The organism is Brachybacterium sp. NBEC-018 (assembly GCF_024860185.1).
In the GTDB taxonomy this organism is placed as follows: Bacteria; Actinomycetota; Actinomycetes; order Actinomycetales; family Dermabacteraceae; genus Brachybacterium; species Brachybacterium rhamnosum.
Window position 1 is genome coordinate 2,318,734 of sequence record NZ_CP100650.1, and the last position, 15,818, is coordinate 2,334,551.

The 15,818-nt window shown below is 73.4% G+C and carries 13 protein-coding genes; 6 read left to right on the plus strand and 7 right to left on the minus strand.

All coding sequences use genetic code 11. The features are described 5' to 3' along the window. Positions 1 to 2: 2 nt before the first annotated feature. The gene (gene mutM / locus NLU66_RS10505; protein ID WP_259359644.1) at positions 3 to 1,007 is read left to right on the plus strand and encodes a bifunctional DNA-formamidopyrimidine glycosylase/DNA-(apurinic or apyrimidinic site) lyase; all 1,005 of its coding nucleotides are present in this window, start codon (positions 3 to 5) and stop codon (positions 1,005 to 1,007) included. A 67-nt stretch (positions 1,008 to 1,074) separates the two neighbouring features. On the opposite strand, the gene NLU66_RS10510 is transcribed toward mutM, so the two are convergent. Both NLU66_RS10510 and NLU66_RS10515 read right to left on the minus strand, forming a co-directional pair. Continuing rightward, positions 1,075 to 1,869, minus strand: a complete 795-nt coding sequence (locus NLU66_RS10510) for a siderophore-interacting protein (RefSeq protein ID WP_259359645.1) — start codon at positions 1,867 to 1,869, stop codon at positions 1,075 to 1,077. 31 nt (positions 1,870 to 1,900) lie between these two features. After that, positions 1,901 to 3,127 (minus strand): MFS transporter, encoded by a 1,227-nt coding sequence (locus tag NLU66_RS10515; RefSeq protein ID WP_259359646.1) that lies wholly within the window; start codon positions 3,125 to 3,127, stop codon positions 1,901 to 1,903. Positions 3,128 to 3,278: 151 nt separating this feature from the next. Between NLU66_RS10515 and NLU66_RS10520 the strand changes: the two genes are divergently transcribed. From NLU66_RS10520 to NLU66_RS10540, 5 genes are all read left to right on the plus strand, one after another. Beyond that, on the plus strand, positions 3,279 to 3,977 hold the full coding sequence (locus NLU66_RS10520) for a FadR/GntR family transcriptional regulator (protein WP_259359647.1): 699 nt from the start codon (positions 3,279 to 3,281) through the stop codon (positions 3,975 to 3,977). Positions 3,978 to 4,011: 34 nt separating this feature from the next. Next, a complete protein-coding gene (locus tag NLU66_RS10525) occupies positions 4,012 to 5,337 on the plus strand; it encodes an MFS transporter (RefSeq protein ID WP_259359648.1) in 1,326 nt (441 codons plus the stop codon). Positions 5,338 to 5,681: 344 nt separating this feature from the next. Beyond that, positions 5,682 to 6,365: a GntR family transcriptional regulator gene (locus NLU66_RS10530; protein ID WP_259359649.1), complete on the plus strand. Its 684-nt coding sequence runs from the start codon at positions 5,682 to 5,684 to the stop codon at positions 6,363 to 6,365. Further along, entirely contained in the window at positions 6,362 to 7,675 is a 1,314-nt protein-coding gene (locus NLU66_RS10535) for an MFS transporter (protein WP_259359650.1), read from the plus strand. Before NLU66_RS10530 ends, NLU66_RS10535 begins: the two co-directional genes overlap by 4 nt. 115 nt (positions 7,676 to 7,790) lie before the next feature. Beyond that, positions 7,791 to 8,378, plus strand: a complete 588-nt coding sequence (locus NLU66_RS10540; protein ID WP_259362579.1) for a response regulator transcription factor — start codon at positions 7,791 to 7,793, stop codon at positions 8,376 to 8,378. Positions 8,379 to 8,405: 27 nt separating this feature from the next. Here NLU66_RS10540 and NLU66_RS10545 read toward each other — a convergent pair whose 3' ends face one another. Genes NLU66_RS10545 through NLU66_RS10565 form a run of 5 tightly spaced genes read right to left on the minus strand, consistent with a single transcriptional unit; the run spans position 8,406 to position 15,510 of the window. Beyond that, a complete protein-coding gene (locus NLU66_RS10545; RefSeq protein ID WP_259359651.1) occupies positions 8,406 to 9,524 on the minus strand; it encodes a sensor histidine kinase in 1,119 nt (372 codons plus the stop codon). Then, a complete protein-coding gene (gene cydC / locus NLU66_RS10550) occupies positions 9,521 to 11,161 on the minus strand; it encodes a thiol reductant ABC exporter subunit CydC (protein WP_259359652.1) in 1,641 nt (546 codons plus the stop codon). Before cydC ends, NLU66_RS10545 begins: the two co-directional genes overlap by 4 nt. Further along, positions 11,158 to 12,879 (minus strand): thiol reductant ABC exporter subunit CydD, encoded by a 1,722-nt coding sequence (gene cydD, locus NLU66_RS10555; RefSeq protein WP_259359653.1) that lies wholly within the window; start codon positions 12,877 to 12,879, stop codon positions 11,158 to 11,160. The genes cydC and cydD overlap by 4 nt, the downstream gene beginning before the upstream one ends. After that, entirely contained in the window at positions 12,876 to 13,958 is a 1,083-nt protein-coding gene (cydB, locus tag NLU66_RS10560) for a cytochrome d ubiquinol oxidase subunit II (RefSeq protein WP_259359654.1), read from the minus strand. The genes cydD and cydB overlap by 4 nt, the downstream gene beginning before the upstream one ends. A gap of 19 nt (positions 13,959 to 13,977) precedes the next feature. Continuing rightward, positions 13,978 to 15,510, minus strand: coding sequence for a cytochrome ubiquinol oxidase subunit I (locus tag NLU66_RS10565; RefSeq protein WP_259359655.1), 1,533 nt, complete (start codon positions 15,508 to 15,510; stop codon positions 13,978 to 13,980). Positions 15,511 to 15,818 lie beyond the last annotated feature (308 nt).

The following is a 15,818-nucleotide window of genomic DNA, read 5'->3' on the forward strand; positions in this document are numbered from 1 at the left end:
GCATGCCGGAGCTGCCCGAGGTCGAGGTGGTGCGTCGCGGTCTCGCCGAGCGCTCGGTGGGCCGCACGATCACGGGGCTCGAGGTGCTCGACGCCCGCAGCCTGCGCCGCCAGAGCGGCGGGGAGGGCCGTCTGCGCGCTGTGCTGCTCGGCGCCCGGATCAGCGCCGTCGTGCGCCGCGGGAAGTTCCTGTGGCTGCGCCTGGCCGACGGGACGACAGCCGACGGGACGACGGCCGACGGGCCGACGCCCGACGGTGCGGTGTCGGACGGCGGAGGGCCGGACGGCGCGGAGACCGGCGAGGCGCTGATGGCGCACCTCGGCATGAGCGGCCAGCTCCGCCTCACCACGGGGGAGAGCCTGACCCCGGCACGAGGGGCTTCCGAGGGACCGGCCTCCGATCCGCTCCGCCACCGCCGGGTCTCGCTCTCCCTCGAGGACGGCTCCCGCATCGACCTCGTGGACCAGCGGCTCTTCGGCGGGCTCTGGGCGAGCCCGCTCGTCCCCGCCCCGGACGGTCTCCCCGCCGGCGAGGGCAGCCCGGACGCCCTGCTGCCCGAGGCCGCCGCGCACGTGGCCCGCGACCTCCTCGACCCCGCGATCGACCTCCCCGAGGTGGCCCGACGGATGCGCGCCCGCCGCGCACCGGTGAAGGCGCTGCTGCTAGACCAGGCGCTCGTCTCCGGGATCGGCAACATCTACGCGGACGAGGGGCTCTGGGCCGCGCGCGTGCGCGACGACACCCCGGGCACGGCGCTCTCCCAGCGCACCGCCCACGCCCTGCTGCGGGAGACCGCCGCCGTCATGCGCCGCGCCCTCGCGGTGGGCGGCACGAGCTTCGACGCGCTGTACGTGAACGTCGACGGCCGCAGCGGCTACTTCGCGCGCTCCCTCGCCGCCTACGGCAAGGAGGGGGAGCCGTGCCCCCGCTGTGGGACGGCGATCCGCCGCCGTGCCTTCGCCGGCCGCTCGAGCCACTTCTGCCCGCGCTGCCAACGAGCACGCTGAAGCCTCGGTCGCTCTCTGCGGACCGTCTCGGCGCGGCGGGTCCAGTGGCCGCTGGGGCCGCTACCGGTCAGGGGCGGTGCCCACCCGCCCAGTGCGTCCCGTCGGTCCAGTAGCCGACGGCCACGCAATGGGCCTTGTCGACCCCGAGTCCTCGGAGGCGCTTCTTGAGGTGGCGTACCTGGGCTGCCTCGGCCGCGATCCAGCGGTATGCCGCCGTCTCGAGGTCCAGCATCTGCTGGACGTGGTCGGTCAGGCGGCTGGGCGTGACGCCGTTTCCGGTGCCGATGAGCGGGACGAGGTCCAGGCGCGGATGATGTGGCAGGTAGTCGAGGTCGCCAGGGGACAGCACCTCGACGACCGCGGTCACCCCGATGCGCGGGTCGGTGTCCTCGAGGATGCACGCCAGGGCGGGGAGCCCGGCGAGGTCGGTGATCAGGCAGAGTCGTCCCGAGATCTCGGATGGCGGACGGTGCCACGACCTCGCCCCGGCCATGAGCACCTGCCAGCCCGGTCGGGCGCTGTCGAACCATTCGATGGCCGCCCCGGAGGCATGGTGGGCGACGTCGATGGACATCACGCCGGTGGATGGATCGAAGGCGCGCACGGTCAGGTTGCGCCGTCCCAGGCTCGCCTCGTCCTCGACCGTCTCCCACCCGCCGTGAGCGCCGGGCGCGGTCGAGGCACGCGTTTCCAGGAGAGCCCCGTCTCGGGCGAAGTAGAGGCCCACGGATTCGTCCCCGACGGGCAGGGGCGCGTACTCGTGCCCGGGCGCGTCGGTGCTGATCTCGAAGTCGGCTCGGAAGATGCTCTCGGTGACCTCGCGCTGGTCGATCAGGGTCCCGGCGAATCGTGTCCACGCCATGGTGTCTTCTCCTCGTGCTCGATACAGGGGCTCAGCCCTCGACGAGAGCGTCGTCGCGAGCGTCTGCCGGCTCTGCTCCTGCCTCGCTCCGCCGGGCTCGGGCGAGAAGCGTGACCAGCGCGGCGCTCGAGGCGAGCACGAGCACAGCGATGATCAGCAGCACGAGCGGAGCGGTATGACTGCCCTGGTCCTCGATGATCCAGCCCACGAGGCTGGGGGTGAAGGCCATGCCGAGCATGGAGCCGGCGATGACGTAGGCGAAGCTGTTGCCGCGGCCGTACCCGCGGTGGGTCAGCCAGGCCATCCCGGTGGGGAAGATCGGCCCGAGGAACAGGCCCGCGACCACGAATCCCCAGGGTGCTGCCGCGGGAAGGAGCGTCGCCGCGACGGCGGCCGTGAGGCCCAGCGAGCTGATCGTGACCAGCGTGCCCGCGGCGAAGCGAGGGGCCAGTGCGGCTGCGGCGAATCGGCCGAGGACCATCGCGGCCCAGAACCCTGTGACGAACAAGGTCGCGGTCGGGGCCTCGAGGCCGGACTGCTCCTGCAGGACGGTCGGTGACCAGTTGCCGATCCCGGCCTGGACGGCGAAGTGGGTGAGGTAGAGGGCGAAGAATGTCGCGATGATGATCACGAACAGCGTGGGCCTGCGCGGCGGCGCAGTGACGTCCGGGTGCGCGGCGGTGGTGACCTCGGCCGGGGTGGGGCGCGGCTCGAGCCTGGTCGTGCCCAGGAGCGCGAGCACCATGAGGGCCGCGGCGCCGGCGAAGATCCACCGGTAGTTCTCCGGCCCGACGAGGTAGACCAGGCCAGGGCCCGCGACGGTGCCGATGCCGAACCAGGCGTGGGCGATGTTCGCCCGCCCCGGGCCCTTCGCACCGGATCCGACGAGGATCAGCTGCGTGATCATCGAGTCGACGCCGCCGAACCCGAGGCCGGCGACCGTGGTGCCGACGAGCAGCAGCGGCCAGGTCGGCGCGGCGGCGATGATGACGCCGCCGGTGGCGATCAGCGCCATGGCGGCCGAGATCGTCTGTCGGTTGCCGCGTGCTCGCAGGACAGGCTGGGCGACGAGGACCCCGATGACGGCGGCGAAGGACTGGGTGCCGAGCGCCGTGCCCACGGTGGCCGCGTTGAGCTCGAACTGTCCCTGGAGGACGGTGACGAGTGGTCCGTAGACGGACATGAGCAGGCCGATCACCAGCATGGCGGCGTAGCAGCTGGGCAGGCTCCATCCGCGGAAGATCATGAGGGGACGCATGTGACCTCCAAAGAACATAAGAACATCCCTTTTGGCGCGATGCTAGACTAAAGGGCATCCCTATAACAACCCGTGTGTCGCAGCACTCCAGGAGGGCGTCATGACGAGCGCACCGCAGAAGGCCCCGAGACCACCGCGGAGGTCCGCGCTGGTGCAGCAGGTCATCCAGAACCTCCAGCACGCCATCGGCAGCGGGAGGTGGCCCGTGGGATCGAAGCTGCCGCTGGAGGCGGAGCTGCTGGAGGAGTACGAGGTCAGCCGGGTCACGCTGCGCCAGGCCGTGCAGGCGCTCGTGCACGTCGGGATGCTGGAGACGATCCAGGGCAGCGGCACGTTCGTCCGCGCCTCCCACGAGCTGGACGCCGTCCTGGCGCGATTCCTCGACGGCGAGGAGCTGCGTCACCTGCTCGAGGCGCGACTCGCGATCGAGGCGCAGGCCGCCGAGCTCGCCGCCGCCCACGTCACACGTGCGGAGATCGACGAGCTCGCCGACGTGCTCGCGCGATCCCACGCGGCGGCGACCAGCGGGGACATCGACACCCTGGCGCCATTGTCGGCACGCTTCCACCGCGGCGTGGTCCTCGCAGCCCACAACCCCGTGCTCACCCAGCTCTACAGTCCCCTGGCCGACGACACCGAGCACACCATCCGTGAGGCCTCCTCGCCCCGACCGATGGCATCGTTCGTCGACGAGCACGCCACAATCCTCGAGGCGATCTCCCGCGGCGACGGGGAGGCGGCGTTCAGCCTGGCGCGGTCCCATCTCACCGGAGTCCTGGACGAGCAGGCCGCGCGCTCCCGCGCGTCCGGGAACGGCCCGTCCGCCGCAGCGACCACAGGCCAGGAGTGATCCGCGCCGTGACCGCTACGTGCGAGGCCGTTCGATGACGGCGAGGCGGCACTTCGTCGACCTCGCCCCGATCCGGGAGTCCCCGGCGTTCGCCCGCCTCTACATCGGCATGACGATCTCGGGGATCGGCGCACAGCTGACCGTGGTCGCGGTGGGCCTGCAGATCTACGCCCTGACCGGCTCCACTCTCGCCGTGTCGCTCGTCGGCGGCATCGCGCTGCTGCCGATGGTGGTCGCCGGACTGTGGGGCGGCATGCTCGCCGACGCCTTCGACCGCCGCCGGGTGCTCATCGTCGCGACGATCGTCGGCTGGCTCTCCACGGCGGCGATCGCGGCCTTCGCCATCGTGCACATGATCCATCCGACCGACGGCGGTGTATGGGACGTCTTCCCGTACTACGTCGCCGCGACCATCAACTCGATCGCCGCGACCATCAATGGTGCGACCAGGATGTCGAGCTACCCGAGGATCCTGCCCGCGCATCTGGTGCCGTCGGCGGCAGCGCTCGGAGGCATCTCCCAGGGCATCCAGCTCACCGCCGGCCCCGCCTTGGCCGGCGTGCTCGCCGCGCTCATCGGCCTGCCCCTGACGTTCCTCGTCGACGTCGTCCTCTTCGCTGCCGCGTTCCTCGGCATCATCACCCTGCCCAGGATGCCCCCTCTGGTCGCCGTCGCCAGGCCCGGCCTGAAGTCCCTGGCCGACGGGATGCGCTTCCTGCGCAACGCCCCGAACATCCGCGCGGGGTTCCTCGTGGACATCATCGCGATGACGCTCGGCCGACCCTATGTGCTCCTGCCCGCTGCGGGAGCGGTCGTCATCGGCGGCGGGCCGACCACGGTCGGTCTCCTCACCGCCGCCGCAGCCGTCGGCACCTTCCTCGCCAGCCTGTTCTCCGGCGCGGTCTCGCGCACCCGCCGCTACGGAGCCGCGATCGGCGGAGCCGTCATCGTCTACGGGGCACTCATCGCCCTGTTCGGTCTCGTCCTGCTCGTCATGAGCACTCGCGCATCCGGGACCGTGGGGCCCGAGTGGAGCGGTGTCCATGGCGTCGCTCTGGCAGTCGCCGGGCTCGCGCTCCTGGGCACCGGGGCCGCCGACGAGGTCAGCGCGATCTTCCGCTCCTCGATGCTGCTCACCGCAGCACCCGATGAGATGCGCGGCAGGTTGCAGGGGACGTTCACCGTGGTGGTCACCAGCGGCCCACGCCTCGGCGATCTCTACGCCGGGCTGCTGACCTCCGCGGTCGCGCTGTGGTTCCCGCCGCTGCTGGGTGGTCTGCTCATCATGGTGCTCGTCGCGGCCCTGTTGCGGGCGCTGCCCGGCTTCCGGGCCTACGATGCCGCTCACCCCAGTCCCTGAACGGCGCGGCACCGGGAGGGGCTGAGACTCGTCATCGGGCTCCATCTTCCGGGTCCAGGCATGATCGAGCCCGTCAGCATCGAAGGGTGTGACTTGACGAAGACGACTTCCAGGAACGGCGTCTCCACCTGGCCGCGAAGGAGGTGGTCACAGGATGTGACCTGGCAACTTGCGTGTCCGATGGCGTTGGGTACTCCCTTCGAGCCGAGTCCCCATGTCAATGCGGATCGACTGATGACTCGACAGACCATTCTTGAGCGTCACAGACGTGTGGAGCCGGGGTGCTTCGCGCGCTCCCTGCCATCCAACATGTATCCTAGTTGTCCACCAGGGAGGGGACAGCGATGGACGAGCAGGTCAGCGCCGCAGAGAGCGCGTACCGCACGCTGAGGGACGCGATCCTCGAAGGCGAGCACCGCCCCGGGGAGATGCTCGGCGAGGCCGGCCTCGCCGCCTCGCTCGGCGTGAGCCGCACCCCGGTGCGGGCAGCCCTGGGCCGCCTCCAGGACGAGGGCTGGATCACCATCTATCCCAAGCGCGGCGCCCTCGTGCGCGGCCTCGCCGCGGAACGGATCGCCGAGCACGCGGATGCCCGGCTCGTCCTCGAGACGACCGCCGCGGCCCGGGTGCACCCCGACCGTCGCGACGCGCACGCGAGCGCCCTCGAGCGCTCCGTCCGGGAGCAGGAGGAGGCGTTCCGTGCGGGAGACCTCCGCTCCTTCATCGACCTCACGCTCCGTTTCCACCGGGGGTTCGTCGAGGCCGGCGGCAGCGAGGTCCTCCTCGAGCTCTACGACCGTCTCGCCGACCGGCACCGCTTCCTCCTCTTCGCCGCGGGGGAGCGTCTTCTCGGGCGATGCGAGGAGATCATCGCCGAGCACCGAGCGCTCGTGGAGCACCTCCGCAGCGGTGACGCGGAGTCCTTCGCCTCCGTGCTCCGCGGCCACATCGCCGAGGGCGGCCCGTTCGGAGCGGAGGAGCTTTCCGTCCGCGGGCCGCTCGCCGCCGCCCGCGAGGCGCTCCGGTGACGGCGCGGGCGGTCACGGATCCCCACGTCAACGCGCAGCGCAGGATCCTCACGGTCCTCGCCCTCACCCAGGTGATCGGGACGATCGGCGTGGGCGTCGCCCCCTCCATCGGGGTGCTGCTCGCGGGACAGGTCACCGACGACGAGGCCTGGGCAGGTCTCGCGCGCACCTCGAGCACCCTCGGCGCGGCTCTGCTGGGCCTCCCGCTCGGCGCGCTGGCCGCGCGCCGCGGTCGCCGGGTGGCGCTCACGAGCGGATGGTGGATCGCAGCCCTCGGCGCCGCGCTGCTCGTCGTGGCCGCCCAGGGAGGGCTCGTGGTCCCGCTCTTCGCCGGGCTCCTCCTGATCGGTGCCGGCAGCGCCGTGAGCCTCCAGGCCCGTTTCGCGGCGACGGACCTCGCGGCACCGCAGCACCGGGCGCGCTCGCTCGCCCTCGTGGTCTGGGTGGGGACGGCGGGCATGGTGCTCGGCCCGAACCTCGGGGTGCCCGGGGCGTGGCTCGGCGCCGTGACAGGGCTCGACGTGTTCGCCGCGGCCTTCCTCATCGCCGCCGCCGCCTGCCTCGCCCTCGCGGGCCTGCTGGTTCTGATCCTGCTGCGACCGGACCCGCTGACGCTCGCCCGGCACGGCGAGCGCACGACGCCGGCCGAGGCGGCCCCGGCTCCGGACGCGGCGGCGGAGGACGCCGTGGCCCCCGCCGTGCACGGCCGGATGCGACGCGCGGCCGCGGCGCTCCGGGGCAACCCCACCGCACGCCTCGCTGTGCTCGCGATCCTCACGGCCCAGGTCGTCATGGTCGCGATCATGACGATGACGCCGGTCCACCTGGTCCATCACGGCGGCTCGGTCACCGTCGTCGGGCTGACGATCAGCCTGCACATCGCCGGCATGTACGCCCTCGCGCCGCTCGTCGGGATCGTCGCGGACCGCCTGGGGCATCGCGCCGCGATCGGGATCGGGACCGGGGTCCTCGCCCTCTCGCTGCTCGTCGGGGCGCTCCGACCGGACGCGCTCGGAGGGATCGCCCTCTCCCTCGCCCTGCTCGGCGTCGGATGGTCCTTCGTCAACGTCTCCGGCTCGGCCCTGTTCAGCGGCGCCGTGCCGCTGCGCTCCCGGGCCTCCGCCCAGGGCGGGGTCGATGCGCTGTCGAACCTCTGCGGAGCGGTCGCGGCGTTCGCGTCCGGGTCGCTGCTCGCCGCGAGCAGCTTCTCCGTCCTCGCGGTGATCGGCCTCGTGGCGCTCGTCCCGCTCGCCGCCGCGACGCTGCGGGCGGGACGCCCGCGATCGGCGGCCGCACCGTTGATATCGTGACCCGGTAGGCCGCTCATCTGCGGCGATCCCTGACGGGAGCCCGCGAGGAGCACCCGGTCCCGCCGAGGAGAGGAAGCCCGTGGCCGTCGACGACACCACGCCCCCGATCCGCGTCATGATCGTGGACGACCACGAGGTGGTGCGGCGCGGCATCGTCACCGTCATCTCCTCCCACCCCCGGCTCGAGGTGGTGGGGGAGGCGTCCACGGTCGCCGAGGCGAACCGTCGCCTGCCCGCGATCCGCCCCGAGGTGCTCGTGGTGGACCTCCAGCTGCCCGACGGCACCGGGCTCGACGTCATGCGCCGCGCCCGGGAGGTCGAGCCCGAGCAGACGATGCTCGTCCTCACGAGCTTCGACGACGACGCGGCCGTGCGCGAGTCCCGCGAGAGCGGCGCGGCCGGGCTCGTGCTGAAGTCCGCCCGCTCCCAGGAGATCGTCGACGCGATCCTCGCGGTGCACGGCGGGCAGAGCATCTGGCCCGCCGGTCACGAGCGCGAGGAGCCGGAGCTGTCGCCGTCGGACGGCCGGATCGTCGAGCTCATCGGCGACGGCCACTCGAACCGGGAGATCGCCGAGCAGCTGGGGATCGCGGAGAAGACGGTGAAGAACCGGATCACGGTGATCCTGCAGACCCTCGGCATGCAGCGCCGCACCCAGGTCGTCGCCATGGTCGCCGCCCGGCGCCGCGCCGGCTGGCGCTGAGCCCGACGGAGCGGTACCCGCCCCTCCTCAGTCCTCCGGGGGCAGCGTCACCCGCCACGAGATCATCGTGCCGGGCTCAAGGCTGATCGCGTCGACCCAGCCGGAGTGCCGCCGCGCCCGCGAGGACATGTTCGCGAGCCCGCTGCGGCGGCGCACCGACGGGTCGATCCCGCGGCCGTTGTCCGAGACGTTGACCTGGACGACGCGGTCCACCCCCTCCTCGATGACGCTGACCGAGACGGCGACCGCGCTCGCATGGGCGTGCCGGGCGGCGTTGGCGAGGCACTCGCGCACCACGGCGACCACGTCCTCGGCGATCTCCCGGGGGAGCATGCGGTCCAGCTCCGCAGGGTCCGTGGGCATCCGCAGGGTCGGCACGAAGCCGAGCCCGCTCGTGGCGAGGCCCACCTCGTGGCGCAGCCGCTCCGCGAGCGTCGCCTCGCTGCGCTCGCGGCGCAGGGACTGCACGATCTGACGGATCTGCGCCACCGCGTTCTCGACCCCCTCGACCCCGGCGGCGACCGCCGAGCGGATCCGCGCGTTGCTGGGCGGCTCGCCGGTGGAGGACAGCGACTGGGCGAGCGCCTCGAGCTCCATCCCCACCGCGAAGAGCTCCTGGATCGCGAGGTCGTGGAGGTCGCGGGCGATGCGGCCGCGCTCGTCGTCGAGCTCGCCCGCGTCGCCGAGGTCCGGGAGGCGCAGCGTGAGCGCCACGAGGGCGGCGAGCGCGTCGAGCCGCTCCCGGCTGCCGGTGCCGGCGCGGGAGGGGCCGCTCGTGGTCGGCGGGCCGAGCACCAGCAGGGCGCCGGTCCCGTGCTCCCCGGCGTCGACCACCGCGGCGTCCACCGCGAGCATCCCGGAGCCGAGGTCCACGGTCGCGATCGACTCGACGCCCTCCGCCGAGCCGGTGCGCAGCGCGGTGCCGAGACCGGATGCCGGCGGGACCGATGCGCCGAGCAGACGGGAGGAGGAGGGGCCGTCCGCGAGCTCGACGACCCAGCCGCCGGCGCCGTCGGCGAGCACGAGCAGGGCGTCCTCCGCCCCGAGGTCCGTGCGCGCCGAGCGCACGAGCAGCTCGAGCAGCTCCTCGGGCTCCGCGCCCGCGAGCACGGCGCTCGTGAGGTCCTGGATCCGGGTGCGGGTCATCGGAGCTCCTCGATCCTGAGCACGGGGGTGCCGGGCGGGATCGCCGACTCCCGATGGGTGACGACCACGACCGTGCTCGTCGCCGGCACGAGGGACTCGTCGCCGGGCGTGAGCAGGGAGCGCAGCAGTGCGTCGCCGCGGGCGGCGTCGAGGTGCTCGGTGGGCTCGTCGAGCAGGAGGATCGGCCCCGAGCGGAGCACGGCTCGCGCCAGCAGCAGGCGACGCCGCTCGCCGCCGGAGACGGTGGTGCCGTCCGGTCCGAGCAGGGTGTCGAGGCCGGCCGGGAGCGTGTCCAGCCAGTCCGCGAGGCCGACGGCGGCGAGCGCGGCGCGCGCCTCCTCGTCGGTCACGTCCCCGCGCACCACGCGCAGGTTCTCCCGCAGCGTCGTCGCGAAGACGTGCGCGTCCTCGGGGAAGGCCGTGACCTGCTGGCGAGGGTCCTCGCCCGCGGCGTCGACGGTGCCCTCGAGCGGGTCGAGCAGACCGGCGAGCGTGAGCAGCAGCGTGGTCTTCCCGCTGCCGGAGGGGCCGAGCACCGCGAGCCGCGACCCGGCGGGCAGGTCGAGGTCGAGGTCCCGGACGACCGGCGCCCCGGCCGACCAGCCCGCGGTGAGTCCCTGGGCGCGCAGCGGCGCGGTGATCGCGCGCTCGGCGGTGCGGGAGGGCTCCGGTCGGGCAGCGTCCCAGCGCTCACCGGCCGCGGCCTCGAGGCGGGCGGCGGCGGAGCGGGAGCGGGCGTGCTGGGCGGCCGCGGCGGGCAGCGCGGTCGCGGCCTCGAAGGCGGAGAGCGGCAGAAGCACGAGCACGCCGATCTGCCCGGCGGTCGCGGCGCCGGCGGTCCACGCGGCGCCCGCCGCGATCAGGGACCCGAGGACGGTCAGCGCGATCGCGAGCGGCACGGCGGCCGTCGCGAGGGCGGCGGGCAGGGCGGCGCGGTCCAGGGCGCGGTCCTGGCGCCGCTGGGCGGCGGCGAGCCCGGCCAGGGAATCGTCGAGCCGGCCCTCGAGCCGCAGGGAGGTCGCGTCGTCGAGGATCTCGAGCAGGCTCGTGCCCACCCCCGCGCGGCCCTCGACCACCGCCTCCTCCCGCACCCGGGCCGCGCGGTGCGCGGCGGCGGGGGCGAGGAGAGCCGCGACGAGCTGACCCAGCAGCATCGCCGCCGCGCCGAGCGGCGAGATCGGGGCGATCGTGACGACGGCGACCACGGCCATGACGGCGGCGACGAGCGCGGGGACGATCGCGGAGACCACGTGGTCGCCGAGCTCCTGGGCGTCGTCCCCGAGCCGGGTGAGCAGGTCGCCGCGGCGCAGGCGGGTCAGCGCGTCGTCGCGGCGGGAGGCGAGCGCCGTGAACAGGGTGGCGCGCAGGGAGACGACGCCGCGCAGGGCGACGTCGTGCGCGAGCATCCGGTCCAGCCACCGCAGCACCGCCCGGGAGACGCCGAGGGCGCGCACGGCGACCACGGCGACCGTCAGGTCGAGCACGGGCGGCATCGTCCAGGCGCGGGTGACGAGATAAGCGGAGACCGCGGCGAGGGCGAAGGCGGCCCCGGCGGTCGCGGAGGCGGCGAGGACGGCGGCGAGCAGGCGGCCCCGCGGGATCGCGAGGGCCCGCTCCGCCGTGCGCAGCGCGGTCATCCGGTCACCTCCGTCCCGAGGGACACGACGTCGTCCGCCCGTCCGAGGAGGGTCTCACGATGGGCGACCACGAGGACGGTGCGTCCCTGCTCGCGCAGGCGGTCCACGAGGTCCAGGACGATCTGCTCCGTGCCGCCGTCGAGGTGGGCCGTCGGCTCGTCGAGGACCACGAGCGGGGCGGGGGAGAGGAGGGCCCGGGCGAGGGAGAGGCGCTGCCGCTCGCCGAGGGACAGGCCGCGGCCGCCGCGGCCGAGGTCCGCGTCCCAGCCGCGCGCCGCGATCACCGGGGCGAGCCCCGTGTGCCGCGCCGCCTCCTCGAGCTCCTCCGCGCCGGCCCCGGGGCGGGCGGCGGCGAGCACCTCGCGGAGGGTGCCCGGCGGGAGCACCGGACGCTGGGGGAGCAGGGTCAGCTGGTCCCAGTAGCTGCGCCGGTCCAGGTCGCGGACGTCGGTCACGGTGCCGTCGGGGCCGATCACCTCGGCGCGTCCGCGATCGGGCTCGAGCAGACCCAGCAGCACCTGCACGGCGGTGGTCTTGCCGGTCCCGGAGGCGCCGGTGAGCGCGAGCACGCGGCCCGGGCGCAGGGTGAGCTCGGCGCCGTCCGGGGCGAGACCGTGGCGGGAGGTCACGGCGACGTCCCGCAGGGCGAGTGTCGAGCGGCGCAGGTCCGGCGCGGGCAGGGTCCCTGCGGAGGGCAGGGGCTCCGCGAGCACCGTGAAGGTCGCGTCGAGCGCCGCGAGGCCGTCGGTCGAGGCGTGGTAGCGGGCGCCGACGTTCCGCAGCGGGAGGTGCACCTCGGGGGCGAGCACGAGCACCGCGAGCGCCGGGGCGAGCTCCATCTCCCCGGCGACGAGCCGCAGGCCGATGCTCACCGCGACGAGGGCGACGCACAGGGTCGCGAGGAACTCGAGCACCATCGAGGAGAGGAAGGCGTAGCGCAGCGAGCCGAGGGCGGAGGCGCGGTGGCGGTCGCCGAGCGCGCGCACCGTCTGCTCGGGCCCGTGCTCGCGGCCCAGGGCGCGCAGGGTGGGCAGCCCGTCCACGAGGTCCAGCAGCTGCGCCCACAGCGAGCGCATGTCCTCGATGAGCCGGGCGGAGCGGCCCACGGTGAGGGAGCCCACGAGGATCATGAACAGCGGGATCAGCGGCAGGGTCACGAGGGTGATGACGGCGCTCAGCGGGTCCAGGAGCGCGATCACGAGGAGGCACAGCGGGGTGACGGTCGCGGCGAGCAGGAGCTGGGGGACGTAGCCCACGAGATAGGGCCGCAGCTTCTCCAGCCCGCTCGTCGCGAGCGAGGCGACGTCGGCCCCGCGCCCCGCTCCGGCCCGGGGGCCGAGCTCCGCCGTGTGGGAGACCAGGCGCAGCCGCAGGTCCGCGATCGTGGCCGTCGCGGAGCGGTGACCGTAGCGCTCGGTGACCCCTGCCGCGAGCGCCCTCACGCCGAGCGCGAGGAGGACGGCGGCGAGCGTGCCCGGCAGGGCCGTCGGCAGGGTGCCGGCCTGCAGCAGGGCCGCGCCGAGCCGCGCGAGCCCGAGGGCGACGGTGATCGCGCAGGCCGCCTGCACGAGCCCCAGCAGCACGGTGCGCAGCACGTGGCCGCGGGCGGCGCGCACCTCCCGCACGAGGCGCGGGTCCAGGGGCGCGCGGGTGCGACGGGCGGGCGGCGCCGTGGCGTCGACCGTGCTGTCGGCAGGGGGCTCGGCGGGAGTGGTCACTCCGCCTCGAACGCCCGACGGTGGCCCTCGGCGAGGCGGGCGGCGAGGGGCTTCACGGTGACGCGGGTGGAGCCGTCCTCGTTCAGACGATGGCGGAACACCCAGTACGCCCAGCTCTGGTAGACGAGGATCACCGGCACGAGGATGCAGGTCGCGATGAGCATGATGGTCAGCGTGTGCGGGGTCGAGGAGGAGCCCGCGACCGTCAGCCCGGTGCCCTCGAGGCCCGTGGACGGCATGACGTAGGGGAACAGTCCCCCGAAGAGCGTCGCCGCCGCGGCGAGGATCGCGACGCCCGTCCCCACGAGGGAGAGGCCCTCGCGCCGGCCGCGCTGGGCGAGCAGGGTCCCCACGAGGGCGAGGGCCGCGACGAGCAGCGGCGCCCAGGTCCACGCCTGGTGCGAGTACGCCAGCTGGTACCAGAGCAGCAGCGCGGCGCCGCCCACGAGGGCGGGGAGCATGAGCAGTAGCGCCCGGCGGCGGGCTCGCTCGCGCAGCTCGCCCTGGAGCTTGAGCGTGAGGTAGTGCGAGCCGTGCAGCCAGAAGAGCAGCACGAGCACCACCCCGGTGAGGAGCGCGAAGGGCTGCAGGAGCCCGGCGGCGGAGGTCACGACCCAGCGGTTCTGGTCGATCTCGACGCCCGCGACGACGTCGCCGAGCACGATGCCCCAGAGGAACGGGGGCAGGAAGCCGGTCGCGACGTGGATCCCGTCCCAGGCGCGGCGCCACGCGTCCCCGGGCCGCGCGTCGCGGTAGGTGAAGGCGACCACGCGCACGATCAGCGAGAACAGCAGGAGCAGCAGGACGGGGTAGAAGCCGGAGAAGAGCGTGGCGTACCACTCGGGGAAGGCGGCGAAGATCGCGGCGGCGCCGGTGATGATCCACACCTGGTTGCCGTCCCAGACGGGGTGGATGGTGCTCAGCAGGGTGTGGCGCTCGTGGTCGTCGCGGGCGAGGGTGCCCACGTTCATCTGCACGCCGAAGTCGAAGCCCTCGAGCACGAAGTACACGCCGAACAGGAGGGCGATGAGCGCGAACCAGGCGATCTGGAGGCCGGTGGGGGCGAGGAGGGGGTCCATGGCGGTCGTCCTTCCGTTCTCAGTAGTCGAAGGAGAGCACGGGCGTGTCCAGCTGCCCCGTGCCCGGGTCGCGGTGGGGAAGCGGGGCGCCCTGGAGCGCGGTGCGCCGGATGAGCAGGAACCACACGACCGCGAGGACGCCGTAGACGAGCGTGAAGGCGATCAGGCTCGCCACCACCCAGCCCGCGGGATGGCTCGAGACCCCCTGGAGCGTCATGAGCCGCACGGTCGGGTCGTCGGGGTTGGGGTGGACCACCCAGGGCTGGCGTCCCATCTCGGTGAACACCCAGCCGGCGGAGTTCGCGAAGAACGGCATGGGGATCGCGAGCACGGTGAACCACTGGAAGGCGCGCGAGCCGGTGGTGCGGCCCTTCCGCGTGGCCCACAGCGCCCACAGCGCGACGACGCCGCTGAAGGCCGCGAGACCCATCATCAGGCGGAAGGACCAGTAGGTGACGAAGAGGTTGGGGCGGTACTCCGCGGTGACCTGGTTCCCGTGGATGTCGGTGACCGTCGAGCCGAACTCCTCCTGCGCCTGGGCGTTGAGCTCGTCGACGCCCTGGAGGGTCGCGTCGAAGGTGTGGGTGGCCAGGAAGGAGGTCACGTAGGGGACCTCGATGAGGTGGGTGATGCTCGAGCAGTCCTGGGCAAAGGCGTCGGGCCCGCCCACGGTGAGGATCGAGAAGGAGGCGCCGGTCTCGGTCTCGCACAGCGCCTCGGCGGAGGCCATCTTCATCGGCTGCTGCTTGAACATGATCTGCGCCTGCTGGTCGCCGGAGACCACCAGGGCGATCGCGGCGAGGACCATGGCGAGCACGCCGAAGCGCACCGTGGGCCGGTAGAGGCCGCGGGCGAGCTCGTGCTGGCGCGAGCCCTCCTCGGTGTCCCGGCCCGCGTCGTCCGCGGCGCGGTGGTGCTTGACCATGTGCCAGGAGGCGATGCCGGTGACGAAGGCGGCGGCGACGAGCCAGGCGCCCGCGATCACGTGGGGGAAGGCCGCGAGCGTGGTGACGTTCGTGAGCACCGCCCAGAGCGAGTCGAGCTCCGCGCGGCCGGTCTCCGGGTTCAGGGTCGCGCCCACGGGGTGCTGCATGAAGGAGTTCGCGGCCACGATGAAGTAGGCCGAGCACGTGGTGCCCAGGGCGACCGCCCAGATCGTCAGCAGATGGATCCTCTCCGGCAGCTTGTTCCAGCCGAAGATCCACAGCCCCAGGAACACCGACTCGAGGAAGAATGCGACGAGCCCCTCGAGGGCGAGCGGCGCGCCGAACACGTCCCCGACGTAGCGCGCGTACTCCGACCAGTTCAGGCCGAACTGGAACTCCTGCACGATGCCCGTGGCGATGCCGATCGCGAAGTTCAGCACGAGCAGGGAGCCGAAGAACTTCGTCATGCGGGTCCAGGCGTCCTTGCGGTCCGGGTCCTTCGCGAACACGGAGAACGTCTGCATGACCGCGACGAGCAGCGAGAGGCCGATCGTGAGCGGGACGAAGAGGAAGTGGTAGACGGTGGTGATGCCGAACTGCCACCGGGCGAGATCGAGGGCTTCCATGAATGCTCCAAGTCGAGGGGGACGACGGGGACGCCATGACGACCGTACGGCGCACCGCGGCGCGCCCATGAGGACCATGGTCCTCCCTGCCCGCGTGACACGCACCCCGTTCCGAGGGTCCCGCTGTGCCATACTGACCGCGGCACTCTCCTGCTCCGTACCGGGTGGGGGAACCTCCCGGCGTCGATGCGCCGGAGCACCGGTGACGCGTCCGTCGCGACCGAGTCGGCTCCTCCATCGACACGCTGCGCTCCCCTCGGGAGCAGCGCCTGGCGAGGGCCGGAGACTTCCGTCCCCCAGGACGATGA

Excerpts from the sequence above, each read along its gene's own strand:
- NLU66_RS10530 (WP_259359649.1), top strand. The coding sequence starts at position 5,682 with ATGGACGAGCAGGTCAGCGCCGCAGAGAGCGCGTACCGCACGCTGAGG.
- NLU66_RS10540 (WP_259362579.1), top strand. The coding sequence starts at position 7,791 with ATGATCGTGGACGACCACGAGGTGGTGCGGCGCGGCATCGTCACCGTC.
- NLU66_RS10510 (WP_259359645.1), bottom strand. The coding sequence starts at position 1,869 with ATGGCGTGGACACGATTCGCCGGGACCCTGATCGACCAGCGCGAGGTC.
- NLU66_RS10525 (WP_259359648.1), top strand. The coding sequence starts at position 4,012 with ATGACGGCGAGGCGGCACTTCGTCGACCTCGCCCCGATCCGGGAGTCC.
- mutM (WP_259359644.1), top strand. The coding sequence starts at position 3 with ATGCCGGAGCTGCCCGAGGTCGAGGTGGTGCGTCGCGGTCTCGCCGAG.
- cydC (WP_259359652.1), bottom strand. The coding sequence starts at position 11,161 with ATGACCGCGCTGCGCACGGCGGAGCGGGCCCTCGCGATCCCGCGGGGC.
- NLU66_RS10565 (WP_259359655.1), bottom strand. The coding sequence starts at position 15,510 with ATGGAAGCCCTCGATCTCGCCCGGTGGCAGTTCGGCATCACCACCGTC.
- cydB (WP_259359654.1), bottom strand. The coding sequence starts at position 13,958 with ATGGACCCCCTCCTCGCCCCCACCGGCCTCCAGATCGCCTGGTTCGCG.
- NLU66_RS10515 (WP_259359646.1), bottom strand. The coding sequence starts at position 3,127 with ATGCGTCCCCTCATGATCTTCCGCGGATGGAGCCTGCCCAGCTGCTAC.
- NLU66_RS10545 (WP_259359651.1), bottom strand. The coding sequence starts at position 9,524 with ATGACCCGCACCCGGATCCAGGACCTCACGAGCGCCGTGCTCGCGGGC.